This window comes from Pseudomonas sp. D4002 (assembly GCF_013385665.1).
In the GTDB taxonomy this organism is placed as follows: Bacteria; Pseudomonadota; Gammaproteobacteria; order Pseudomonadales; family Pseudomonadaceae; genus Aquipseudomonas.
This window is the reverse complement of sequence record NZ_JACAPN010000003.1, coordinates 183,203-208,224: the sequence shown is the minus strand read 5'-3', so window position 1 is coordinate 208,224 and position 25,022 is coordinate 183,203. Positions and strand designations below refer to the sequence as shown.

Genomic DNA, 25,022 nt, shown 5'->3' with positions numbered 1-25,022 from the left:
GGAAGTGGGGCGAATTATAGACTTCCAGAATCTGCCGTCAACCCTTAATTCAGCTTTTCTATCAAATAGGCATTTCTGGCTAAAAACCGACCAACTTCCCTCCATATAGAGAGCCTCAACAACCCTCTATATAGAAGAGAAGCTTCAGATGACCCCGGCCTCCCTCAAAGCCGACACATTCGCTGGCGTCAAACCCAGCACTTGCTGCAGCACCTGATGGGTATGCTCACCCAACAGCGGAGGTGCGCTGCGGTATTCAACAGGCGTCTTGGACAGGCGCATAGGACTTGCCACCTGGGGCACAGTACCAGCCAACGCATGAGGCAACTGCATCGCCAACCCGCGCGCTTTCACCTGAGGATCGGCAAACACCTGCGCCAGGTCATTGATCGGGCCGCAAGGCACACCTACTCGCTCCAGCTGAGCCACCCATTCAGCCGTGCTCTTGAACACGGTAGCCTGACGGATCAACGGAATCAGCACCGCCCTGTTAGCCACTCGCAGCTTATTAGTAGCAAACCTAGGATCATCCGCCCACTGGGGCTGCCCAGCCACTTCGGCAAATTTGCGGAACTGCCCATCATTACCCACAGTAAGAATGAAGTCGCCATCCGCCGTAGGAAAATCCTGATAGGGAACGATATTCGGATGAGCGTTACCCAGGCGCTTTGGAGAGACGCCCGTCGTCAGGTAGTTCATCGCCTGATTAGCCAGACAAGCCACCTGCACATCCAGCAACGCCATATCGATATGCTGGCCACCACCATCATGATCCCGGTGAGCCATGGCCGCCAGGATCGCAACTGTCGAGTAAAGCCCCGTAAGAATATCCGTCAGCGCCACGCCAACCTTGACCGGCCCGGCGCCGTCTTCACCCTCCGGGCGGCCAGTCAGGCTCATCAGCCCGCCAAGCCCCTGGATCATGAAGTCGTAGCCCGCCCGCGTCGCATAGGGCCCGGTTTGACCAAACCCGGTAATCGAGCAGTAGATCAACTCCGGATTGATCTCCTTGAGCGACTCATAGTCCAACCCATAGGCCGCCAAGCCGCCTACCTTGAAGTTCTCGATCAGAATGTCGGACTTCGCCGCCAGGTCACGCACCAGCTTCTGGCCCTCCGGCCGCGTGAAGTCGATCGTCACCGATTCCTTGTTGCGATTGGCAGACAGGTAATACGCCGCCTCAGTGGTGTTTTCCCCATACGCATCCTTGAGGAAGGGTGGCCCCCAGGCACGAGTGTCGTCGCCATTCCCGGGCCGCTCGACCTTGATCACTTCAGCGCCAAGGTCTGCAAGTATCTGCCCGGCCCAAGGGCCCGCCAGCACTCGCGACAAATCCAGTACCCGCAGGTGCGAAAGCGCGCCCATGGTCGTTCTCCTATTAATAGAACGCCTGAATACCGGTTTGCGCTCGCCCCAGGATCAATGCATGCACGTCGTGAGTACCCTCATAGGTATTCACCACTTCAAGGTTGACCAGGTGGCGGGCAATGCCGAACTCATCCGAGATGCCGTTACCACCGAGCATGTCACGCGCCATCCGGGCAATGTCGAGCGACTTGCCACACGAGTTACGCTTCATGATCGAGGTGATTTCCACAGCCGCAGTGCCCTCATCCTTCATACGACCCAACCGCAGGCATCCTTGCAGCGCCAGGGTGATTTCAGTCTGCATGTCTGCGAGCTTCTTCTGGATCAGTTGAGTAGCCGCCAAAGGCCGCCCGAACTGCTGGCGATCAAGGGTGTACTGACGCGCGGTATGCCAGCAGAACTCCGCGGCCCCCAAGGCACCCCACGAGATCCCGTAGCGTGCCGAGTTAAGGCAAGTGAACGGTCCTTTCAGGCCACGCACATCCGGGAAGATGTTCTCTTCAGGAACAAACACGTTATCCATGACGATTTCACCGGTGATCGAGGCGCGCAATCCGACCTTGCCGTGGATCGCCGGAGCACTCAGGCCTTTCCAACCCTTTTCCAGAACGAAGCCGCGAATATCGCCCGCATCGTCCTTGCCCCACACCACGAACACATCCGCAATCGGGCTGTTGGTAATCCACATCTTGCTGCCAGTGAGGCTGTAGCCGCCATCCACTTTGCGCGCGCGGGTAATCATCGCGCCCGGGTCGGAACCATGGTTAGGCTCGGTCAGGCCAAAGCAGCCAATCCATTCACCAGAGGCCAGCTTCGGCAGGTATTTCTGCTTTTGCGCTTCGGTACCGAATTCATTGATAGGCACCATCACCAGTGAGGACTGCACACTCATCATCGAACGGTAGCCAGAGTCCACACGCTCTACTTCACGAGCGATCAGGCCATAGCTGACGTAGTTCAATCCACTGCCACCGTACTGCTCTGGAATCATCGCCCCCAGCAGGCCGGTCTCACCCATTTCGCGAAAGATCGCAGGGTCAGTCTTTTCATGGCGGAAGGCTTCGAGAACACGGGGCGCCAGCTTGTCCTGGGCGAACTGTTGGGCACTGTCGCGCACCATGCGTTCTTCTTCGGTGAGCTGTGAATCCAGCAGCAGTGGATCGATCCAGTTGAAGCTTGCCTTACCGCCCATGAGTGAGTCCTCGCGAAGTAAATCAAAAGTCGTGCATGGAGCCTAGGCCGGGCAGGCGAGGAGGGCAAACGAGGATTTTGCATAGCCTTGTGCTAATTTCTCACTCCGTAACATTCAAAAGCGGCATAGATGCTCTTTACTTGTGAGGTCACGGTACATGCGCAGAAAAATTCCCAGCACCACGGCGCTGGTCAGTTTCGAGGCTGCAGCCCGCCACGAGAGCTTTACCAAGGCGGCACAGGAGCTTTCGATCACCCAGGGCGCAATCTGCCGACAAATCGCCAGTCTTGAGGAGTTTTTAAGTGTCGAGCTGTTTCGACGCTCGCGCCGGGGCGTGAAACTGACAGAAGCAGGGCTTTCCTACAGTCGCCGGGTGGCTACGCAACTTGACGCCGTGGAACGCGACACCCTTTCGATCATGGGACAGCAGGGCACCAACGTTATTGAACTGGCGGTGGTCCCGACGTTCGGCACCCAATGGCTGATCCCACGCCTCAAGGACTTTCAGCACCAGCATCCCGAAGTCACCGTCAACCTGACCAACCGCACACGGCCTTTCCTGTTCGCCGATACCGAATTCGACGCGGCAATCTACTTTGGCGATGCCGACTGGTCCGGTACCGAATCCCACAAACTGATGGGAGAAAACCCGCTCCCTGTATGCAGCCAGCGCTTGCTGGACGGTCGCACGCACTTCACTGCACACGAAATCGCCGAACTGCCCCTGCTGCAACAAACCACTCGACCCTATGCCTGGCGCCAGTGGTTCAACGCGCAACAGCTGGACATACCCCGCGACATGACAGGCCCGCGTTACGAGCTATTCTCCATGTTGTCCCAGGCAGCCATGCACGATATGGGCATTGCACTGATACCGCCGTTCCTTATTCAAAGGGAACTGAGCGATGGGCACATGGTGATTGCCAGCCCTCAGGTACTGGCGAGCTCAAAGGCTTACTACCTGATGATTCCCGAGAGAAAGGTCGAATCAGCTTCTCTGCATGCGTTCAGGGACTGGCTGATTGATCAGGCGCATCGTTACAACCCCAATATCTAAAGGGTCTTCGTCAATTTATTGACTTTGTAGTCAACAAAATAAAATACCTACATATGTATATATATGTCGCAATTTAGAAGACCGCATCTTTTGACCCTGAAATGGCCTTTAAGCCATGTAGGTATTGGCCTGTAGCCATAAAATTGCAGCGATGCCCAAGCATTCACGTCGGCGATGGAGATGCGCTGATATTTCGGTAAAAACTCTTTAATCTCCTGTATTTAAACGACTTTAATCTATCCATTGCGACAATCGGTCACGGGGTGACTTGTAGTTAATTTTTCGTCACCCGTCATAATCTCTTGAAGGCCGTAAAGTTCGCCTGCAAAATGCCGCGCCCCGCTGTATTTCAGCGGGATCGTGCTGATCGGCCGCCCAGATTCGCCTGTCGTGGCGCACTGGCCTTTTACAAAAATCAAAGCAAAAAGATCATGCAGGAGATTTGACGTGCACATTGGTGTTCCTCTCGAAACCCAGACCGGTGAAACGCGGGTGGCTGCCACCCCGGAAACCATCAAGAAGCTGATCGGCCAGGGCCACAAGGTCACTGTGCAAAGCGGGGCAGGCATCAATGCCAGTGTCGTCGACAGTGCCTATGAAGCAGCGGGCGCAACCATTGGCAGCGCCAGTGATGCATTCGGCGCCGAGCTGATCCTCAAGGTGGTCGCCCCCAATGACAGCGAACTGACTCTGATCAAAAGCGGCGCAGTGCTGGTGGGCATGCTCAATCCGTTCAGCAACGAAACCATCACCCGACTGGCCGAGCATGGCATCACCGCCTTTGCCCTTGAGGCCGCGCCGCGCACCTCCCGCGCGCAGAGCCTGGATGTACTTTCTTCCCAGGCAAACATTGCCGGCTACAAGGCTGTACTGCTCGCCGCCCATCACTACCCACGCTTCATGCCAATGCTGATGACCGCCGCCGGTACGGTGAAAGCCGCTCGCGTGCTGATTCTTGGAGCTGGTGTAGCAGGGCTGCAGGCGATCGCTACCGCGAAACGCCTGGGTGCGGTCATCGAAGCGTCCGACGTGCGTCCGGCGGTAAAGGAACAGATCGAATCCCTGGGCGCCAAGTTCGTCGACGTGCCATACGAAACTGATGAAGAACGTGAATGCGCGGTTGGCGTGGGCGGTTACGCGCGCCCAATGCCAACAAGCTGGATGCAGCGCCAGGCCCTGGCCGTGCATGAACGTGCCAAGCAAGCCGACATCGTCATCACCACCGCATTGATTCCGGGTCGCAAGGCACCGACCCTGCTCAGCGCCGAGACCGTCGCACAGATGAAGCCAGGCTCGGTGGTCATCGACCTCGCCGCAGCCCAGGGCGGCAACTGCCCGCTGACCGTGGCAGACCAGGTGGTCGTGGAAAACGGTGTGACCATCTGCGGCCCGACCAACCTGGCCGGCGCCGTCGCCGCCGATGCCTCGGCGCTGTACGCACGCAACCTGCTGGACTTCCTGAAGCTGGTCTTCACCAAGGAAGGGCAGTTTGAAATCAACCTCGAAGACGACATCGTCGCCGCGTGCCTGATGTGCCGCGACGGCCAAGTCATCCGCAAAAACGCCTAAGCAGGGATTCAGACGATGGAAGAGCTTATTTCCCCCGGTATCTACAACCTGATCATCTTCGTGCTGGCGATTTATGTCGGTTATCACGTGGTCTGGAACGTCACCCCGGCCCTGCACACCCCGCTGATGGCCGTGACCAACGCAATTTCGGCGATCGTGATCGTCGGCGCCATGCTGGCAGCCGCACTCACCGTGACACCGCTGGGCAAGACCATGGGCACCCTGGCCGTAGCCCTCGCGGCGGTCAACGTGTTCGGTGGCTTCCTGGTTACCCGCAGGATGCTTGAGATGTTCAAGAAGAAAGCCCCGAAAGCAAAAGAAGAGGCGCCATCGTCATGAGCATGAATCTGGTCACGACGCTCTACCTGATCGCGTCGATCTGCTTTATCCAGGCACTCAAAGGCCTGTCACACCCGACGACGTCCCGGCGCGGCAACCTGTTCGGCATGCTCGGCATGGCGCTGGCGGTGCTCACCACCGTGGGTCTCATCTATAAGCTCGGCGCCGAGCTGGCCACTGCCGGCATTGGCTACGTCATCGTTGGCCTGCTGGTCGGCGGCACCGCCGGCTCGATCATGGCCAAGCGCGTGGAAATGACCAAGATGCCGGAGCTGGTGGCGTTCATGCACAGCATGATCGGCCTGGCTGCAGTGTTTATCGCCATCGCCGCAGTCGTGGAACCACAGTCGCTGGGTATCGTGAAACACCTGGGGGATTCGATCCCCGCCGGTAACCGCCTGGAGTTGTTCCTCGGTGCAGCCATCGGTGCAATTACGTTCTCCGGCTCGGTCATCGCCTTCGGCAAGCTGTCGGGTAAGTACAAGTTCCGCCTGTTTCAGGGCGCACCAGTACAGTTCGGCGGTCAGCACAAGCTGAACCTGGTGCTGGGGCTGTTGACGCTGGGCCTGGGCCTGGCCTTCATGTTCACCGGCAACCTCAGCGCCTTCGCATTGATGCTGGCCCTGGCGTTCGTGCTGGGCGTGCTGATCATTATCCCGATTGGCGGCGCCGACATGCCGGTGGTCGTCTCGATGCTCAACAGCTACTCCGGCTGGGCTGCGGCGGGGATCGGCTTCTCGCTGAACAACTCGATGCTGATCATCGCCGGTTCGCTGGTGGGTTCAAGCGGTGCGATCCTGTCGTACATCATGTGCAAGGCGATGAACCGCTCCTTCTTTAATGTACTGCTCGGCGGTTTCGGCAACACGGCAGACGCCGCCGGCCCGGCCGGCTCGAAAGAAGCGCGCCCGGTGAAATCCGGCTCGGCTGACGATGCAACCTTCCTGCTGACCAACGCCGACACCGTAATCATCGTACCGGGCTACGGCCTGGCGGTGGCACGGGCACAACATGCGCTGAAAGAGCTGACCGAGAAGCTGACCCACCGCGGCGTGACCGTGAAGTACGCGATCCACCCGGTTGCAGGCCGTATGCCTGGTCACATGAACGTATTGCTGGCCGAGGCAGAAGTGCCTTACGACCAGGTATTCGAGATGGAAGACATCAACTCCGAGTTCGGCCAGGCCGACGTGGTGCTGGTGCTAGGCGCCAACGACGTGGTCAACCCGGCCGCCAAGAACGATCCCAAGTCGCCCATCGCGGGCATGCCGATCCTCGAAGCGTTCAAGGCCAAGACCATCATCGTCAACAAGCGCTCGATGGCCAGCGGCTATGCCGGCCTGGACAACGAACTGTTCTACCTGGACAAGACCATGATGGTCTTCGGCGACGCCAAGAAGGTCATCGAAGACATGGTCAAGGCCGTCGAATAAACACTGCGCCAGCGCAATACCCAAAACCCTGGCCTTTAGTAGGCTGGGGTTTTTTATTGCCGGTAAAAACCGACAAAAGGCTCTAAATCGCTGCCTGGCATTCGACCATGGTAGCGGGACGAAATTTTTTGAAATCACTAGACTGCGCATCTTGCTTCCGTAGCCCGAGATAACAATCCATGTACCGTGATCGTATCCGCTTGCCTTCGTTGTTGAACAAGGTCATGAGCGCGGCTGACGCTGCCGCACTGATCCAGGACGGCATGACCGTCGGCATGAGCGGCTTCACCCGCGCCGGTGAGGCCAAGGCCGTGCCCCACGCCTTGGCCGAACGCGCCAAGACATCACCGCTGAAAATTACCCTGATGACCGGCGCCAGCCTGGGCAACGACCTGGACAAGCAACTGACCGAAGCCGGTGTACTGTCGCGACGCATGCCATTCCAGGTAGATAGCACCCTGCGCAAGGCGATCAACGCCGGCGAGGTGATGTTTATCGACCAGCATTTGTCGGAAACCGTCGAGCAGCTGCGCAACAATCAGCTCAAGCTACCGGACATCGCGGTGATCGAAGCCGTAGCGATCACCGAGCAAGGCCACATTGTGCCAACCACTTCCGTGGGCAACTCCGCCAGTTTCGCGATTTTCGCCAAGCAGGTGATCGTCGAGATCAACATGGCGCATAACCCGAACCTGGAAGGCCTGCACGACATCTATATCCCGAGCTATCGCCCGACCCGCACGCCAATTCCGCTGGTGGCCGTGGACGACCGTATCGGCAGCACCGCGATTCCGATTCCGCCGGAGAAGATCGTCGCGATCGTCATCACCAATCAGGCGGATTCGGCCTCCACCGTGACGCCGCCCGACAGCGACACCCAGTCGATCGCCAATCACCTGATCAACTTCCTTAAAGAAGAAGTCGACGCCGGACGCATGACCAACAAGCTCGGCCCACTGCAGGCAGGCATCGGCAACATTGCCAATGCGGTGATGTGCGGTTTGATCGAGTCGCCCTTCGAAGACCTGACGATGTATTCGGAAGTCCTCCAGGATTCCACATTCGACCTGATCGACGCAGGCAAGCTGAGCTTTGCCTCAGGCAGTTCGATCACATTGTCGGAACGGCGCAACGCCGACGTGTTCGGCAACCTGGAGCGCTACAAAGACAAATTGGTGCTGCGGCCCCAGGAAATCTCCAATCACCCGGAAGTGGTGCGGCGCCTGGGCATCATCGGCATTAACACCGCGCTGGAGTTCGACATCTATGGCAACGTCAACTCCACCCACGTCTGCGGCACCCGGATGATGAACGGAATTGGCGGCTCGGGCGACTTTGCGCGCAACGCGCACCTGGCGATCTTTGTCACCAAGTCGATTGCCAAGGCCGGCGCGATTTCCAGCGTGGTGCCAATGGTCAGCCATGTGGACCATACCGAGCATGACGTCGACATCCTCGTGACCGAGGTCGGCCTGGCGGACCTGCGGGGCCTGGCGCCGCGGGAGCGGGCCCGGGTCATCATCGACAACTGTGTGCACCCGGCGTACCGCGATGCCCTGAACACCTACTTCACCCAAGCCTGTTTGCTGGGCGGGCACACCCCGCATATCCTGCGAGAAGCACTGAGTTGGCACATCAACCTGGAAGAAACCGGGCATATGCTGAAGGCGTGATTGATACAGATTCGGGCTGATGCAAACACAGTTTCATCAGCCCGAGCTTCCGAGCCCAACTTTTATAAAAAACTGTACTGCTGTACCGGTCATTTCCTACTGAAATATCCTACCTCGAACTCCATAAACGCCTAAAACGCACCATAAAAGTGCCGACAGGTACAGTTGCCCCAATTTCGTACAGTACAGCCCCTATAAACAGTTAACTGGCCCCTCACAATACAGGTGAACTGTATCTAGAGAGTCTTGCCTGGGAGGAGGATCATTGGCACCAGTTAAACCACTACCTAATCCCGCCACAAGCGGAAGGATGTCATCATGGAACGTACACTCAGTTCCGATCTGTTCTTCGAAGAAAAAGCTGTAAACACCCAGGCTTCCCTGCCTCTGCGCGTTCTCGCCAACCTGATGTTGTGGCAGCGCCGCATCTCCAGCCGCCATCAACTGGCTCGTCTGGATTCGCGTCTGCTGGCTGACGCCGGTATCAGCGAAGCACAACGCTACGAAGAGCTGAGCAAGCCGTTCTGGCGCTAATTAGCGTCCGCTGGCCCTGACCCACCGGGTCCACCGCCAGCACTCCGAATTGTTAAAGCAGAACCCGCCCCGGGTAACCGGCGGCGGGTTCTGCTGTTTCTGGGGATTGGATTTTCAATGGCGAAAACAGTCGGCTTTCTACAGACCGATACAGTTTAAAAAATATAACAATTAAGCAGTACAATTTAACCCGCGTGTATCTGTACCGGTAGCACCCTCCAGCCCAAGATGGTGTTCCAGGACCTCATGAAAGGCGCGCGTCATGAATACCAAAAACCAGCAACACCCTCGGTTGATACAGCTACTCAAGCGCACCGCTGCAGCACTCGTCTGCTGGGGGCAACGGGCCCGCACACGCAGGCTGCTGGCTCAACTGGATCCGCGGGAATTGTCCGATGCGGGTATCAGTCACGGCGACCGGGCATCTGAGCTGGCCAAATCGTTCTGGCGCGAGTAATCACCGCAGGAAGCTATCCGAACAGATAAGCGGCGGCTAATATCCGGCTACCACGTGGCGAACCCTGTAGAACGGGCGTCTGATGCCCATGGTCTCGCTGCTCAAGCAGTAGCTTTGTGCCACCCTTTCGTTCATTTACAGGAGTCACCCCATGTCCCGTCTTCACCTGCTGAGCGCTGCAGCCCTGCTGGCCCTGGCTGCCAATGCCAACGCCTCCAGCCTGATCGTGACCACGGATTCGATCGTCGGCGCACTGAAAGCCACCTCAGACGCCACCTCCGATGCCACTTCCTCCCTGCGTGACAACAAGGTCGTACGTGCCGCCCGTGACGACGCCGCCAGCTTCGTTGCCAGCGAAGGCGCCATCCGTGGCGTAAAACTGGAAAGCGCCCTGGCCCAGATCCGCCAACAGGCTCCACAACTGAATACCGCGACTGACGCGCAGCTGGCCCAGGCGATCCTGGCCATCTGACCGCAGGTGGGATAAAGGGGGCGCCAGGCGCTCCCCGAACCCTCCGCGCTGGCTCTCGCCCGGGCATTGCGCTAGCCTTGGCGCTCGTTTTCAGTTGTCGAGTCCCATGGCTTTTTCATACCGCCTGTTGATCGCTCCCGTAGTGTTTTGCACCTGCTGGTCCACGCAAGCTCCGGCCTTTGACCTGTCCACCCAGAGCCTCGTTGTCAGTGCGTATGCCACCAGCAAAGTGACCTCCGCACCGTTCGACCATAAACTGATACTGGCCGCCCAGGATGACGCTGCCGCTTTCATTGCCACTGACGGCCAATGGCGGGGAGCCCGACTGGAATCAGCGCTGGATTATCTGCGCCGTACCCAGCCAAAACTTAACGCCAGTGACCTTGAACTGGCGCAAGCAATTCTCGTCCAATAATCATCTTTGTATTTCGGAGTCATTCCATGCGTAGCCCGCTGATCGCCGCCGCTCTCGGCCTGCTGTTGTTGGCCGGTGTTGCCCAGGCACAAACCCTGAAGGCCACCAGTAACATCATCGTCCGAGCCTCGGCCCGTACCATCGATTTCACCTCGGACACCACCACGTCCATCCGCGACTCCAAAGTCGTACGCGAAGCCCACGACGATGCCGCCAGTTTCGTTGCCAGCAATGGCGAGATTCGTGGCGCTCAACTGGAAGCCGCCTTCGACACCCTGCGAACCCGCGTGCCGGAAGCCCGCGACGCCAGCGACCAGGTCCTCGCCGAAGCTATCCTCTCTCTGTGAGGCGCATTGCCGCCTGGCTACTGGCCGGCACCTTGCTGCTGGGCGCCAGCGCGGCTCAGGCCGCCCTGCAACTGCGGCTCAAGACCGATGGCTTGAGCCCGGCCCAGCAGCAGGCGAGCCAGGCATTGCTGGATGAAGCGATGCAGGCGTTGCCGCCGCGCTTCATCGAGCAACTGGACCGGACCATCGACGTCGGCTGGACCGACAAGATGCCCGAGAACGCCTACGGCCAGGCTTCGCTGGTGTCCGAACTGGACCTCAACAGCAACTTGCTGGAAAGCCTTACCGACGGCAGTGCCGCGACGCAAAAAACCAATCGCCCCCACGGCACCGTGCGCCGGGAAATGCTCGCCACCGTGCTGCATGAACTGACCCACATCTATGACCGTGCCCGCCTGTGGTCCAGCGCCGACCGCAAGCTGATCCAGCGTTGCAGCCGCCAGAACAACATCACCGGCCTGATCGGCCTGCCCGATCAATGCCGGGGCCAGAACGACCGCCGCTTTACCCTCAGCGATGACCCACGCCTGCTGGACCTCGCCGGGTGGCCGCAATACGTCGGCCGTCGCGGCGAACGTGAACAGAACAACCATCAGGTCGCCCGCAGCCCGGACATCTACGAAACCACCAGCCCGCTGGAATTCGTCGCCGTCAACATGGAGTACTTCCTCCTCGACCCGAGCTATGCCTGCCGCCGGCCTTCGCTGTACCGCTATTACAAGGAACACTTTGGCTGGGCGCCGCCCGCCCAGGACACCTGTGCCAAAACCTACGCCTTCCTCAACGCCGGCAACGACTTCGCCAAGACTCCACTGGGCCAGGTCGACCCCGAGCGGGTCTACGAAATCGACTACCTGCTGGCCGAAGCCAACCAGAACCTCGTGAGTCGCTGGGGCCACAGCATGCTGCGCCTGGTGATCTGCGCCCCCGGCCGGCCACGGGGCCCGGACTGCCGCCTGGACCTGGACCAGCACCTGGTGTTGTCCTACCGCGCGTTTGTCGGTGACGTACAACTGTCGAGCTGGGACGGCCTGATCGGCAAATACCCGTCGCGGCTGTTCGTGCTGCCGCTGTCTCAGGTCATTGACGAGTACACCAAGACCGAGCTGCGCGGCCTGGCGTCGGTGCCGTTGAAGCTCACGCGCCAGGAGATCAACGATACCGTCGAACACGCCGCCGAAATGCACTGGAGCTACGACGGCAACTACTTCTTCATCTCCAACAACTGCGCAGTCGAGAGCCTGAAACTGTTACGCAGCGGCAGCGCCAACCCGCAGCTGACCGGCCTGGACAACATCACGCCCAATGGCCTGCTGGAAGTCCTCAAGGGCCGAGGCCTGGCCGATACCAGTGTGCTGGACGACAAAAAACGCGCGCTGCGCCTCGGCTATCACTTCGACTCCTTCCGCGAGCGCTACCAGGCGATGTTCGAGGTGTTGAAAAAGCGCCTGCCGATCAAACAGGCTGAAGTGGAGGATTGGTTGTCACTGAGTGCCGAAGAGCGCCGCCCATGGTTCGCCGAAGCCGACCTGCGCGCCAGCGCCGCCTTGTTGCTGCTGGAACAGGCGAGCTTCCGCAAGCAGCTCATGCTGGCCCAGGATGAAGTCAAGCAACGCTACCTTGGCGCCCGCGAGCTGAAGAACGGCGGCATGGAAAAGGCCAACGCGACGTTGCAGCAGATCCTCGCCAACAGTGGCTTCCTCAGTCGCCCGGCAGAGCTGCTGGGCACCAGCGGTTACGGCTTGCCACAACCAACAGAATCCAAACGCCTGGAATCAGAAAGCGCCGCGCGCCAGAAGCAGTTGCAGTCGCTGACCGGCGATCTGGACAAAGAGGTGAGGGCGCTGCTGGAACCGGCCCGCGCGGCGGAGATTGCCGCATGTGAAGCCAACCTCAAGCAGCTAGGCGAGCACTTGCGCGCACTGCACAAGGCCTCCGGCGGGTTCGAACTGCCCTAGAGCGCTTCTCCGGCTTCTTCCGGTAGTTGCTCATCCAGGTGTAACCACGGCAATCGGCTCTCTACCCAGATGTGCCGATCTGCCGGGGCCAGCTCCGGGTGATCCAGGGTTGCGATGGTCACATCGATACTCTCGGCACTCAGTTGCGTTACCAGCGCCAAATGCGCCCCACAGTTAGAACAGAAATACCGCACGCATGTCGGCGAAGATTCGTACTGCGCCGGCGTTCCCGCCACCCAGGCGAACGCGGAACGGGGCAGGGTGATCCAGGTCGTCACCAAGCCGCCGCTGACCCGCCGGCAAATCGAACAGTGGCAGTGGGCAATATCCACCAACGCCCCGCTGAACTGATAACGCACCCGCCCGCAATGGCAGCCGCCTTGGTGTTGCTCATGCATGCTCTGTCTCCCACGTCCTTATTTCATACAGGACCAGTCGTCCATTCAACGTAGCCCGTTTCTCAAGCGAAAGCTGGCTGAAAGCTTCCGGGACTAGGATCGCCCACCACTACCGGCAACAGACCGGTTGTTAACAACAACAATGGTGATTCCCGATGTCCGCTCGTACCCGCCTGTTTGCCCCGACTCCACCCGTACGCCTCGTGCCTTTCGTTCTGCGCTGACCCAACCGGTTCGCCATTCCCTAGCCGCGCTACGCCTGGAGTATTCCTATGCTGACTTTCCTTGGCTTTGCCATGGTCATCACGTTCATGTTCCTGATCATGACCAAGCGCCTGTCTGCGCTGATCGCCCTGATCATCGTACCGATCCTGTTCGCGCTGTTCGGCGGCTTTGCCCCGCAGATCGGCCCGATGATGCTCGCGGGCATCACCAAGCTTGCGCCGACCGGCGTAATGCTGATGTTTGCCATCCTCTATTTCGCCTTGATGATCGACTCCGGCCTGTTCGACCCGGCCGTGCGCAAGATCCTCAAGCTGGTCAAGGGCGACCCGCTGAAGGTCTCGGTCGGCACCGCCGTGCTGGCCCTGGTGGTATCACTGGACGGAGACGGCGCCACCACCTACATGATCTGCGTGGCCGCCATGCTGCCGCTGTACCAGCGCATCGGCATGAGCCCGCGGATCATGGCCGGCCTGATCATCCTCGCCGGTGGGGTGATGAACATGACCCCATGGGGTGGCCCGACCGCCCGCGCCGCCAGTGCATTGCACGTGGACCCATCGGATATTTTCGTCCCGATGATTCCAGCCATGGCCGCCGGCGTCGTCGCCATCCTGGTGATTGCCTATATGTACGGCAAGCGCGAACGGGCACGCCTGGGCGAGTTGCACCTGCAAGGCGATGAAATCGACCACAGCGAAATCAGCGTCTCGCAATACCCGGACGCCCGCCGTCCGAAACTGATCTGGTTCAACGGCGCACTGACCTTCGCCCTGATGTGCACCTTGATCGCCGGCCTGTTGCCACTGCCAGTACTGTTCATGGTGGCCTTCAGTATCGCGATGATCGTCAACTACCCGTGCCTGCAGATGCAGAAAGACCGGATTGCCGCCCATGCCGGCAGCGTCCTGGCGGTCACCGGCCTGATCTTCGCCGCCGGTATCTTCACCGGCATCCTGTCCGGTACCGGCATGGTCGATGCCATGTCCAAGAGCCTGCTGGCCGTCATCCCTGACGCGCTGGGGCCTTATCTGGCCGTGATCACCGCGCTGGTGAGCATGCCGTTTACCTTCTTCATGTCCAACGATGCCTTCTACTACGGCGTTCTGCCGGTACTGGCCGAAGCCGCCAGCCACTACGGCATCACTGCCGTGGAAATGGCCCGCGCCTCGATCGTTGGCCAGCCTGTGCACTTGTTGAGCCCACTGGTTCCATCGACCTACTTGCTGGTAGCCCTGGCGGGTATCGAATTTGGCGATCACCAGCGCTTCACCCTCAAGTGGGCGGTGCTGGTGTGCCTGTGCATAATGGTCGCCGCTTTGCTGATGGGGATTTTTCCGCTGTTCAGCACTCTATAATCGTACAACTCACTGCGCCGGCTCTTAAGGCTGGCGCGGTCTAACACTCGCTCAAAGGAATACACATGGAATGGCTGACCAATCCGGAAATCTGGATTGCCTTCTTCACCCTGACGGCCCTCGAGATCGTCCTGGGCATCGATAACATCATCATGATTTCGATCCTGGTCAGCCGCATGCCCAAGCACATGCAGGCGCGTACCCGGATCTTCGGCCTGGCGCTGGCGATGGTCACACGGATCCTGTTGCTGCTGTCGATCACTTGGGTCATGCGCCTCACCGACGATCTGTTCGTGGTGTTCGGCCAAGGCATTTCCGGCCGCGACCTGATCCTGTTCTTCGGTGGCCTGTTCCTGCTGTGGAAAAGCTCCCAGGAGATGTACCACGCCCTGGAAGGTGAAGACGAAACCCACGACGAGCCGAAGGGCGCCGGTGGCAAGTTCATCTACACCATCATCCAGATCGCGATCATCGACATCGTGTTCTCCCTGGACTCGGTGATTACCGCCGTTGGTATGGTTTCCCACGTACCGGTGATGGTGGCCGCGATCATCGTCGCCGTACTCGTGATGATGCTGGCCGCCGGCACCATCAGCGATTTCATCGACAAACACCCGTCGCTGAAGATGCTGGCGCTGTCGTTCCTGCTGGTGGTGGGTACCGTGCTGATCGCCGAAGCCTTCGACGTTCACGTGCCAAAAGGCTACGTTTACTTCGCCATGGCGTTCTCCCTGGCGGTTGAAGCGGTGAACATCAAGATGCGTACCGCCATCGCGAAAAAGAAGAAACAGCAGGACCCTGTGAAACTGCGCAAGGACATTCCGGGTCAATAACCTGGACCCGCTGCTGAAAAAGGGGCTTTAGAGCCCCTTTTTTTCATCTGCAAAAAGCTGATTTCATGACAGTTTTGTTTCAATCCCGACTTTAGCTATGCGATGCTGGCGCCGAGCCCATTCGCCAACTACAGCTTAAGTACAAGACGTAGAACGGCACGCGGCACTATTCACTTGCTCCGATTGGAGCACGACTCAACACAGGGGGCCCAGCATGCTGACCCTGCTCAATCTGCTTTCCGCGGTAACCCTGCTGATCTGGGGCACGCACATCGTCCGTACCGGCATCCTGCGGGTCTACGGCTCCAACTTGCGCCAGGTTATCGGGCAGAACATGTCCAAGCGGTGGCTGGCGTTTATCGCCGGCATCCTGGTAACGGCCATGGTGCAAAGCAGCAACGCCACGGCGATGCTGGTGACCTCATTTGTCGGCCAGGGCCTGATGGGCCTGATGCCCGCCTTGGCGACTATGCTCGGTGCCGACGTCGGTACCGCGCTGATGGCCCGGGTGCTGACCTTTGACCTGTCATGGCTGTCGCCGCTGCTGATTTTCCTCGGGGTGATTTTCTTCCTGTCGCGCAAACAGACGCGCGCCGGGCAGATGGGCCGTGTCGGAATCGGACTCGGGCTGATCATCCTCGCGTTGCAATTGATCGTCGAAGCCGCAGGCCCGATTACTCACGCGCAGGGCGTTAAAGTCCTGTTCGCCTCCCTGACCGGCGACATCTTGCTCGATGCCCTGGTCGGCGCACTGTTCGCGATGATTTCCTACTCCAGCCTGGCCGCCGTCCTGCTGACCGCGACCCTGGCCGGTGCCGGCGTGATCGGCCTGCACGTGGCCATCGGCCTGGTGATCGGCGCCAACATCGGCAGCGGTGTGCTGGCCTTCCTCAGCACCAGCATGCAGAACGCCGCCGGGCGCCAGGTGGCCCTGGGCAGCCTGCTGTACAAGCTGATCGGCTTGCTGCTGATCATCCCGGTACTCGACCCGCTGGTCGGCTGGATGGATAACCTGGACTACAGCGCCCAAGGCATGGTGATCACCTTCCACCTGCTCTATAACGTTATTCGCTGCCTGATCCTGCTGCCCACCATCGGCCCGATGTCCCGCTTGTGCGCCTGGTTGCTCCCGGAACGCGAAGAGGTCAACGGCCTGGCCAAGCCGCGCCACCTGGACCTGGCAGCCCTCGCCACCCCAAGCCTGGCACTGGCCAACGCCGCCCGCGAAACACTGCGTCTGGGCGACCTGATCGACAACATGCTGACCTCGATGCTGGAGGTGCTGCGCGGCAAGCAAACCGCCATCACCCAGGAAATGCGCAGCCTGAGCGACGATGTCGAGGCGCTCTACAGCGCGATCAAGCTCTACCTCGCGCAAATGCCCCGGGAAGACCTCAGCGAACAGGACAGCCGACGCTGGGCCGAGATCATCGAACTGTCGATCAACCTGAAACTGGCCGGCGACCTGATCGAACGCATGCTGCGCAAGGTCCAGCAGCAAAAGACCTCCCAGCGCCGCTCATTCTCCGAAGTCGGCCTGGAGGAACTCGCGGGCCTGCAAACCCAACTGATCGCCAACCTGCGCCTGGGGCTCTCGGTGTTCCTCAGTGCCGACCCGGAAAGCGCCCGGCAACTGCTGCGGGAAAAGCGCCGCTTCCGCGCCCAGGAGCGTCGCCTGGCCCACGCCCACGTCAGCCGCTTGCAACGTAAAATCGTACAGAGCCTGGAGACCAGTTCCTTGCACCTGGAGCTGATTGCCGACATGAAGCGTCTCAACTCGCTGTTCTGCAGCAGCGCTTATGTGGTGCTGGAAACCACCGACACCGGCGCCCTCTCGGCGGACGATATTGCCGACATCACCCATTCGCCCTGAACGTACGACGGCGAGTGAAGTCAGTTAACAACGGACCTCACTCGCCAGGAAGCCTGTTATGCGTCGCCTGCTATTCGCCTGCCTGCTCATGGGTTCGGCACACACCTTTGCCTTTGACCGCCTGCAAGTCGAGGGCTACACCCTGCCCAACGGCCTGCAATTGCTGCTCAAGCCGGGCACCGAACGCGGCCACGTGGCAATTCGCCTGGTGGTGGGTGTGGGCCTGGATGACTTCAGTTGCGAAGACAAGGAACTGCCGCACCTGCTGGAGCATTTGCTGTTCAGCGGGATCGACGGTGGCGGCGAAGGTGAGCTGGAAGAACGCATGCAAGCCCTCGGCGGCGACTGGAACGCCTACACCAGCAATGCCGACACCACTTTCGTCATCGAGGCTCCGGCGCAGAACCAGCGCAAGGTGCTCGACCTGCTGCTGGCCATCATCACCCGCACCCAACTGACCGACGCCAACATCAATGCCGCCAAACAGGTGGTGGAGCGCGAAGACGGCGGCCATTACTCACACCTGCAACGGCTGCTGGACCGCCAGGACCTCGGCCACAAGGCCAGCAGTCAGCTTGCCGTCGAACTGGGGCTCAAATGCGCCGAGCGGGCCGAAGTCGAGCACCTGACCCGCGACCAGTTGGAAAAGCTGCGCAAGGCCTGGTACGCCCCCAACAACATGACCCTGATCATCGTCGGCGACCTCGACAAACTGCTGCCGGCCTATCTCGAACGCACCTACGGCGCACTGGATCCGGTTGACCCCAGCGAACATCGCCCGTTGCCGGAGATTCAACACGCCGCCGCCGTCCGCCGCGACCTGATCCACGGCTGGGTCGGTGACAACGCCAAGCTGCACTGGTTATTCCCCGAGCCGGTGCTGGACGACCAGTACGATGAAACCTTCGACCTGCTCAAGGACTACCTGGATTGGGCGCTGTATCGTCAATTGCGCTTGCAGCACGGCTTGTCCTATGGCCCATGGAGCGAGCGCGAAGTGCTGGGCGGCGTCGGCTTCATGAGCCTCAACGCCGACCTTGAACGCGACAACCTGCCCGAAGCCGAGCACGTGCTGGAAACCCTCAGGGCCCAGTTGCTCAAGGACGGCCTCGACCCGGCCACCTTCGCCCGCCTGCAACAAGCCGCCATTGCCCGCCAGGCGTGGGCCGTTCAAGGCAACAGCGCGTTGGCCGACTATTACTGGAGTGCCTCGGGCGACTACGCCAAAGGGCATTTCAGCGACCCGGCAAAGCGCATCAAGGCTGTAAGCCTGGAGCAAGCCAACCAGGCCATGCGCGAGTTGTTCAAGCAGAACGGCTACTGGCGCATCGAGAAACCGTTGTTCAGCTACGATAGCCTCAACTGGATCGCCGCAGGCGCACTGGGGCTGATTGCGATTGTGTTACTAGGCGTGTGGCGTTATCGCAAAGGGATTGCGTAATCGGGCCCCGAGAAAACGGCTAAAACGTTATTCTGTCTGGGATTTTTCCTACAAAGACTGTGAACTGCCGAATGCCTATCCTGACCCACACCATCCAGCGCATCCTCGAGCTGATGAAGCGCTACCCAGGGGTGATTGCACTCGGCGGTTTCATCTCGGGTGTGGGCAGCTTCATCCTGGTGGATCGCCAGCAAGGCATGGCCAGCTGGATCGCGATCATCATGCTGGTGAGCTGGTTATGGCTGATGCTCGAAAACAGCCTCACCCAGCTGTTCAGCAAAGTCTTCAAACGGGAAATCCCCGAACCGCTGCTGCGCTACGCCACGCAGATGATCCATCAGGAAAGCCTGTTTTTTGTCCTGCCGTTCTTTTTTGTCACCACCACCTGGAACAGCGGCCAGTCGATCTTTACCGGCCTGCTGGGCGCGGCGGCGTTGGTCTCCATCACCGACCCGCTGTACTACAAGTGGCTGGCGCCCAAGCGCTCGCTGTTTCTCGCACTGCACACCCTGACCCTGTTTGCGGCCCTGCTGACCGCGCTGCCGATCATCCTGCACCTGACCACCGCCGAGAGTTACAAACTGGCCCTCGGCGTGGCAATGGCGCTCTCTATCCCGAGCCTGGCCGTGAGCCTGCCGCTGCGTAGCATCAAGGGCTGGGCGATGCTGTTGGGGGTTACCGCGGCGATTGGTTGCGCCGGCTGGTTCCTGCGCACTTGGGTGCCGCCCGCGACGCTGTGGATGACCGAAGTGGCCATCAGCACCCAATTGCAGGACCGCACGCCCGGCGATGACCTGAAAGAAGTCAGCGCCGCCCAACTGCGCAGCAGCGGGCTGTATGCCTACACCGCGATCAACGCGCCGCGCGGCCTGGATGAGCGGATCTACCATGTGTGGAAATTCAACGGCAAGGAAGTCGACCGCATCGCCCTGGACATCCATGGTGGGCGCAAGGAAGGCTATCGGGCCTGGACCCACAAGCAGAACTTCCCCCCCGACTCGGTAGGACGCTGGCAGGTACGGGTGCTGACCGAAGATGGCCAAGTGATCGGCGTGTTGCGCTTCAAGGTGACTGACCCCGGTCAGGGCACTACAACGCCAGACGCGCCAAAGTAGGCAGGATCGTGCTATTACGTAGGAATTCTGGAATAGCCAAACAAGCTCGGAGCTTATGACCAGTAGCACAACGGCCGGTGCAGCCCATCTGGACACGTCCACCCAGCCTCCATTGCTGAGGATTACAGGGGATTGGACGCTTGCCCACTATGCCAACCTGAAGAAGCTGTCGGAAAAGCTCGACGGCCAGTACGACGCTGGCGCACGCATCGACCTTAACGGCCTCGGCGCCCTGGACACGGCCGGCGCCTCGCTGCTGGTGGAATTGCTCGGCCCCGAGCGCATCGAACAGTCCGCCGAACAGACCGACTGCAGCCTCTCGACCGCCGACCGCGCGTTACTGAAAACCGTCTACCGCTCTCTGAACGACTTCTGTGTGCCGGTCAAGGAACCCGAAGAAGCCGCCGGCATCATGTTGCTGGCGCGCATCGGCGGCGCGGTCTACACCGTCTGGCAAGACGGCATGAAACTGCTGGGCTTTATCGGCCTGATCCTCGAAACCTTCGCCCGTGGCGTATTCCGGCCCAAGCGCTGGCGCGTGACGCCCATGGTTGCGCATATCGAACAAACCGGCCTCGATGCGGCCCCCATCGTGGCCTTGCTGACCTTCCTGGTGGGCGCAGTGGTGGCGTTTCTCGGTGCCACGGTGCTGGCCAGTTTTGGCGCGAGCATCTTCACCGTGGACCTGGTGGCGTTCTCCTTCCTGCGGGAGTTCGGCGTGTTGCTCACCGCGATCCTGATGGCGGGCCGCACTGCCAGTGCCTTCACCGCACAAATCGGCTCGATGAAGGCCAACGAAGAGATCGATGCGATCCGCACCCTGGGCCTCGACCCGATGGAGTTGCTGGTGCTGCCCCGCGTACTGGCGTTGCTGGTGGCGCTGCCGATGCTGACGTTCCTGGCAATGCTCTCGGGCATTATCGGCGGCGGTGTGGTGTGTGCCGTGGCCCTGGATATTTCGCCGGCGATGTTCCTGTCGCTGCTGCAATCGGACATTGGCGTGCAGCACTTCCTAGTCGGCATGGTCAAGGCACCGATCTTCGCGTTCCTTATCGCGGCCATCGGCTGCCTCGAAGGTTTCAAGGTCAGCGGCAGTGCCGAGTCCGTCGGCGCCCACACCACCTCCAGTGTGGTGCAATCGATTTTCGTGGTGATCGTGCTGGATGCGGTCGCCGCACTGTTCTTCATGGAGATGGGCTGGTGAGTCGTTTACGCCGTGCGCCCACTGAGGCGGTGATCGAAGTCCGCGGGCTGTGCAACCGCTTTGGTTCGCAAAGCGTGCACGAGAACCTCGACCTGGACTTGTACAAGGGTGAAATCCTCGCCGTCGTCGGTGGCTCCGGCAGCGGCAAGTCGGTGCTGCTGCGCAGCATCATTGGGTTGCGCCAGCCCAGCGAAGGCCAGGTGCGGGTGTTCGGGCAGAACTTGCCGAGCCTGTCGGAACACGAGCGGTCGCTGGTGGAGCGGCGCTTCGGCGTGCTGTTCCAGAAGGGCGCGCTGTTTTCCTCGCTGACGGTCACCGAGAACGTTGCGTTGCCACTGATAGAGCATGCCGGCCTCAGCCGTCCCGATGCCGAGCACCTCGCGGCAGTGAAACTGGCGTTGGCCGGGCTGCCGCTGTCGGCCGCCGACAAATACCCCTCGTCACTCTCCGGCGGCATGATCAAGCGCGCGGCCCTGGCCCGTGCCCTGGCGCTGGACCCGGACATCCTGTTTCTCGACGAACCCACCGCCGGCCTCGACCCGATCGGCGCCGCCGCCTTCGATCAACTGATCCTGACCCTGCGCGATGCGCTGGGCCTGAGCGTGTTCCTGGTCACCCACGACCTCGACACGCTGTACACCATCACCGACCGCGTAGCGGTGCTGGCGCAGAAAAAGGTACTGGTGGCGGATGCCATCGATGTCGTCTCGGAAACCGATGACGCCTGGATTCACGAATACTTCCATGGCCCACGGGGCCGCGCGGCATTGGATGCCGCTCAACTGCTCAACGAGGTATGACATGGAAACCCGAGCCCATCATGTGATGATCGGTCTGTTCAGCGTGATCGTCGTGGTCGGCGCCATGCTGTTTGGCCTGTGGCTGGCCAAGTCCAGCGTCGACAGCGCATTCCAGGATTACGAAGTGGTGTTCAACGAGGCGGTCAGTGGGCTATCCCAAGGCAGTGCCGTGCAGTACAGCGGGATCAAGGTGGGCGACGTCACCAGCCTGCGCCTCGACCCGAAAGACCCGCGCCGGGTGCTGGCGCGCATCCGCCTGGCCGGGCAGACGCCGATCAAGGAAGACACCCAGGCCAAGCTGGCCCTGACCGGCATCACCGGCACCTCGATCATCCAGCTCAGCGGCGGTACGCCCCAAAGCCCTGAGCTCAAGGGCAAGGACGGCAACCTGCCGGAGATCATTGCGTCGCCATCGCCGATCGCGCGACTGCTGAACAACAGCAACGACCTGATGACCAGCATCAACTTGCTGCTGCACAACGCCAATCACATGTTCTCCCGGGAGAACGTCGACCGCCTCAGCAATACCCTGGACAACCTGCAACAGACCACCGGCGCGATTGCCGATCAGCGCGGCGACATCAAGGTGGTGATGCAGCAATTGATGCAGGTGAGCAAACAGGCCAGCGCCACCCTGGAGCAAACCACCGCGCTGATGCGCAACGCCAACGGTTTGCTCAACGACCAGGGCAAGCAGGTGTTTGGCAGCGCCGAGAAGGCCATGCAGTCCCTTCAACAGAGCACGGCCACGATCGACACCTTGCTGACCAACAACAAGGATTCCCTGAACAGCGGCATGCAGGGTCTCAACGAACTGGCGCCAGCGGTGCGCGAGCTGCGGGAAACCCTGGGTTCGTTGCGCGCCATTTCCCGCCGCCTGGAAGCCAACCCCAGCGGTTACCTGCTGGGCAGCGACAAGAACAAGGAGTTCACGCCATGAAGCGTGCGTACCAAATGATCGCCCCCGTTGCGCTGGTATTGGTCAGTGCGTGTTCCATCCTGCCGAAGGCGGATCCCTCGGACGTGTACCGGTTGCCATCGGCGCAGGCCGCCACGCAGGCCAGCCCGGTGGCCTGGTCGCTGCGGGTGGCGAAGCCGCAGACCAGCGAATTCCTCGACAGCCCGCGGATTGCCGTGGTGCCTAACGGTGACTTGATCAGCAGCTATGCGAATTCCCGCTGGAGCGATCCGGCACCGGTGCTGTTGCGTAACCGGTTGCTGGACGGGTTCCAGCGGGATGGGCGGGTGACGTTGCTGAGTACCGATGAGACCAATCTGCAGGCGGACTTTGAGTTGGGCGGGCAGTTGCAGGCGTTTCAGAGTGAGTATCGCGGCAGCGCAGTTGAAGTGGTGATACGGCTGGACGCACGGTTGGTGCGCGGCAGTGATCAACGGATTATTGCCAGCAAGCGGTTCGAGGTGAGGCAGCCGGTGGGGGATACCAAGGTGCCGGCGGTGGTGGCCGGGTTTGGTCAGGCTGGGGATGCGCTGAACAGGCAGGTGGTGGATTGGGCCGTCGGCCTGGGAAACCGCGCTTTTGTGGCGAGGGAGCTTGCTCCCGTTGGGCTGCGCAGCAGCCCCAAAACCAGTCAATGAGCTTTGACTGACACACCTGCGATAACTGACTGGGGCCGCTTCGCGGCCCAACGGGAGCAAGCTCCCTCGCCACAGGGATTCAGGTCTTAGCCGAAGAACCAGTAGCACACCGCAATCGCCGCCACCACACCAGCAAACTCCGCCAACAACGCACACCCCACCGCATGCCGTGCCCGCTGGATTCCCACCGAGCCAAAGTACACCGCCAACACATAGAACGTGGTCTCGGTGCTGCCCTGAATCGTCGCCGCCACCAGCGCCGGGAAGCTGTCCACGCCCTGGGTCTGCATGGTCTCAATCAACATCGCCCGCGCCGCACTGCCGGAGAACGGCTTGACCATCGCGGTCGGCAGCGCATCGACAAAGCGCGTGTCCATGCCGGTCCAGGCCACCACGTGGCGAATGCCTTCCAGGCCGAAATCCAGCGCGCCGGACGCCCGCAACACGCCCACTGCACACAGCATCGCCACCAGGTACGGCAGCAGGTTCTTGGCAACGTCGAAGCCCTCTTTGGCGCCTTCGACAAACGCCTCGTAGACCTTGACCTTGCGCAGCGCGCCGATCACCAGGAACAACATGATCAGCCCGAACAGCGTGAGGTTGCCGAGGATCGACGACAGGCCCGCCAGCGCCGTGGCTGAGAGCGTCGCCAGCAAGGCCATGAAGCCACCCAGTACCAGCGCACCCGGAATCAGATACGCCAGCACCACCGGGTCCCACAGCCGCAGGCGTTGCATCACCGCCACCGACAACAGGCCCACCAGGGTCGAGGCGCTGGTGGCCAGCAGGATCGGCAGGAACACCAGCGTCGGGTCCGCCGCACCTTGCTGGGCGCGGTACATGAAGATGGTGACCGGCAGCAGGGTCAGGGAAGACGCGTTGAGTACCAGGAACAGGATCTGCGCGTTGCTGGCGGTATTGGGGATAGGGTTGAGCTCTTGCAGCGCCTTCATGGCCTTGAGGCCGATGGGCGTAGCGGCGTTATCGAGGCCCAGGCCGTTGGCGGCGAAGTTGAGCGTGATCAAGCCGATGGCCGGGTGACCGGCAGGCACTTCCGGCATCAGGCGCCGGAACAGTGGCCCCAGGGCCTTGGCCAGCCAGTCGACGATCCCGGCTTTCTCGGCGATACGCAGGAAGCCCAGCCACAAGGTCAGGGTGCCGAACAGCAACACCATCACCTCGACCGACAGCTTGGCCATGGCGAAAATGCTTTCCACCATGGCCGCAAAGATCCCGGCATTCCCGCCGATCAGCCATTGCGCCAGCGCAGACACCATCGCCACGATAAAGAAGCCAAGCCACAGGCCATTGAGCATCAGTTGAATCCCCCGAAAGATGGGGCGAATGATAGCGGGGCTGGCAGAAACG

At 60.6% G+C, this 25,022-nt stretch carries 24 protein-coding genes; 20 read left to right on the top strand and 4 right to left on the bottom strand.

The features are described 5' to 3' along the window. Window positions 1-144: 144 nt before the first annotated feature. Both HX824_RS01975 and HX824_RS01970 read right to left on the bottom strand, forming a co-directional pair. Window positions 145-1,365 (bottom strand): CaiB/BaiF CoA-transferase family protein, encoded by a 1,221-nt coding sequence (locus HX824_RS01975; protein WP_003214741.1) that lies wholly within the window; start codon window positions 1,363-1,365, stop codon window positions 145-147. Window positions 1,366-1,378: 13 nt separating this feature from the next. Next, on the bottom strand, window positions 1,379-2,560 hold the full coding sequence (locus HX824_RS01970; RefSeq protein ID WP_003214743.1) for an acyl-CoA dehydrogenase: 1,182 nt from the start codon (window positions 2,558-2,560) through the stop codon (window positions 1,379-1,381). A 157-nt stretch (window positions 2,561-2,717) separates the two neighbouring features. Between HX824_RS01970 and HX824_RS01965 the strand changes: the two genes are divergently transcribed. The 11 genes from HX824_RS01965 to HX824_RS01915 all read left to right on the top strand — a co-directional run bounded on the left by HX824_RS01965 (window position 2,718) and on the right by HX824_RS01915 (window position 12,814). Further along, a complete protein-coding gene (locus HX824_RS01965) occupies window positions 2,718-3,617 on the top strand; it encodes a LysR family transcriptional regulator (protein ID WP_177054073.1) in 900 nt (299 codons plus the stop codon). Between the two features lie 447 nt (window positions 3,618-4,064). Continuing rightward, window positions 4,065-5,186, top strand: coding sequence for a Re/Si-specific NAD(P)(+) transhydrogenase subunit alpha (locus tag HX824_RS01960; RefSeq protein ID WP_008439665.1), 1,122 nt, complete (start codon window positions 4,065-4,067; stop codon window positions 5,184-5,186). Between the two features lie 15 nt (window positions 5,187-5,201). Then, entirely contained in the window at window positions 5,202-5,525 is a 324-nt protein-coding gene (locus tag HX824_RS01955) for an NAD(P) transhydrogenase subunit alpha (RefSeq protein ID WP_008439664.1), read from the top strand. After that, window positions 5,522-6,958, top strand: coding sequence for an NAD(P)(+) transhydrogenase (Re/Si-specific) subunit beta (locus tag HX824_RS01950; protein ID WP_003214748.1), 1,437 nt, complete (start codon window positions 5,522-5,524; stop codon window positions 6,956-6,958). The genes HX824_RS01955 and HX824_RS01950 overlap by 4 nt, the downstream gene beginning before the upstream one ends. Window positions 6,959-7,137: 179 nt before the next feature. Continuing rightward, the gene (locus HX824_RS01945; protein ID WP_008439663.1) at window positions 7,138-8,631 is read left to right on the top strand and encodes an acetyl-CoA hydrolase/transferase family protein; all 1,494 of its coding nucleotides are present in this window, start codon (window positions 7,138-7,140) and stop codon (window positions 8,629-8,631) included. A 318-nt stretch (window positions 8,632-8,949) separates the two neighbouring features. Further along, complete coding sequence (locus HX824_RS01940) at window positions 8,950-9,165, top strand: DUF1127 domain-containing protein (protein WP_003214752.1); 216 nt, start codon at window positions 8,950-8,952, stop codon at window positions 9,163-9,165. 262 nt (window positions 9,166-9,427) lie between these two features. After that, complete coding sequence (locus HX824_RS01935; protein ID WP_003214754.1) at window positions 9,428-9,622, top strand: DUF1127 domain-containing protein; 195 nt, start codon at window positions 9,428-9,430, stop codon at window positions 9,620-9,622. Between the two features lie 151 nt (window positions 9,623-9,773). Beyond that, on the top strand, window positions 9,774-10,094 hold the full coding sequence (locus tag HX824_RS01930) for a DUF2388 domain-containing protein (RefSeq protein ID WP_008439660.1): 321 nt from the start codon (window positions 9,774-9,776) through the stop codon (window positions 10,092-10,094). 106 nt (window positions 10,095-10,200) lie between these two features. Next, window positions 10,201-10,509, top strand: coding sequence for a DUF2388 domain-containing protein (locus HX824_RS01925; protein ID WP_003214758.1), 309 nt, complete (start codon window positions 10,201-10,203; stop codon window positions 10,507-10,509). A 26-nt stretch (window positions 10,510-10,535) separates the two neighbouring features. Then, complete coding sequence (locus HX824_RS01920; RefSeq protein ID WP_003214760.1) at window positions 10,536-10,856, top strand: DUF2388 domain-containing protein; 321 nt, start codon at window positions 10,536-10,538, stop codon at window positions 10,854-10,856. Further along, window positions 10,853-12,814, top strand: a complete 1,962-nt coding sequence (locus HX824_RS01915) for a DUF4105 domain-containing protein (RefSeq protein ID WP_087694540.1) — start codon at window positions 10,853-10,855, stop codon at window positions 12,812-12,814. The genes HX824_RS01920 and HX824_RS01915 overlap by 4 nt, the downstream gene beginning before the upstream one ends. Here HX824_RS01915 and HX824_RS01910 read toward each other — a convergent pair. Beyond that, window positions 12,811-13,212, bottom strand: coding sequence for a GFA family protein (locus tag HX824_RS01910; protein WP_008439652.1), 402 nt, complete (start codon window positions 13,210-13,212; stop codon window positions 12,811-12,813). The genes HX824_RS01915 and HX824_RS01910 overlap by 4 nt on opposite strands. A gap of 272 nt (window positions 13,213-13,484) precedes the next feature. On the opposite strand from HX824_RS01910, the gene HX824_RS01905 reads away from it, so the two are divergent. The 9 genes from HX824_RS01905 to HX824_RS01865 all read left to right on the top strand — a co-directional run bounded on the left by HX824_RS01905 (window position 13,485) and on the right by HX824_RS01865 (window position 23,654). Continuing rightward, a complete protein-coding gene (locus HX824_RS01905) occupies window positions 13,485-14,792 on the top strand; it encodes a CitMHS family transporter (RefSeq protein ID WP_003214766.1) in 1,308 nt (435 codons plus the stop codon). A 65-nt stretch (window positions 14,793-14,857) separates the two neighbouring features. Further along, window positions 14,858-15,625, top strand: coding sequence for a TerC family protein (locus HX824_RS01900; RefSeq protein ID WP_003214768.1), 768 nt, complete (start codon window positions 14,858-14,860; stop codon window positions 15,623-15,625). A 214-nt stretch (window positions 15,626-15,839) separates the two neighbouring features. After that, window positions 15,840-17,498 (top strand): Na/Pi cotransporter family protein, encoded by a 1,659-nt coding sequence (locus HX824_RS01895; RefSeq protein WP_003214770.1) that lies wholly within the window; start codon window positions 15,840-15,842, stop codon window positions 17,496-17,498. Between the two features lie 58 nt (window positions 17,499-17,556). Then, on the top strand, window positions 17,557-18,939 hold the full coding sequence (locus HX824_RS01890) for a pitrilysin family protein (RefSeq protein WP_003214772.1): 1,383 nt from the start codon (window positions 17,557-17,559) through the stop codon (window positions 18,937-18,939). A gap of 71 nt (window positions 18,940-19,010) precedes the next feature. Next, on the top strand, window positions 19,011-20,054 hold the full coding sequence (locus tag HX824_RS01885) for a DUF5924 family protein (protein WP_177054072.1): 1,044 nt from the start codon (window positions 19,011-19,013) through the stop codon (window positions 20,052-20,054). A gap of 55 nt (window positions 20,055-20,109) precedes the next feature. After that, a complete protein-coding gene (locus HX824_RS01880) occupies window positions 20,110-21,258 on the top strand; it encodes an ABC transporter permease (protein WP_032899919.1) in 1,149 nt (382 codons plus the stop codon). Beyond that, window positions 21,255-22,058, top strand: a complete 804-nt coding sequence (locus tag HX824_RS01875; RefSeq protein WP_003214778.1) for an ABC transporter ATP-binding protein — start codon at window positions 21,255-21,257, stop codon at window positions 22,056-22,058. Before HX824_RS01880 ends, HX824_RS01875 begins: the two co-directional genes overlap by 4 nt. A gap of 1 nt (window position 22,059) precedes the next feature. Further along, window positions 22,060-22,998, top strand: coding sequence for an MlaD family protein (locus HX824_RS01870; RefSeq protein ID WP_008439646.1), 939 nt, complete (start codon window positions 22,060-22,062; stop codon window positions 22,996-22,998). Continuing rightward, a complete protein-coding gene (locus HX824_RS01865) occupies window positions 22,995-23,654 on the top strand; it encodes an ABC-type transport auxiliary lipoprotein family protein (RefSeq protein ID WP_003214782.1) in 660 nt (219 codons plus the stop codon). Before HX824_RS01870 ends, HX824_RS01865 begins: the two co-directional genes overlap by 4 nt. A gap of 86 nt (window positions 23,655-23,740) precedes the next feature. Here HX824_RS01865 and HX824_RS01860 read toward each other — a convergent pair whose 3' ends face one another. Continuing rightward, entirely contained in the window at window positions 23,741-24,970 is a 1,230-nt protein-coding gene (locus tag HX824_RS01860) for a nucleoside recognition domain-containing protein (RefSeq protein ID WP_003214785.1), read from the bottom strand. Window positions 24,971-25,022 lie beyond the last annotated feature (52 nt).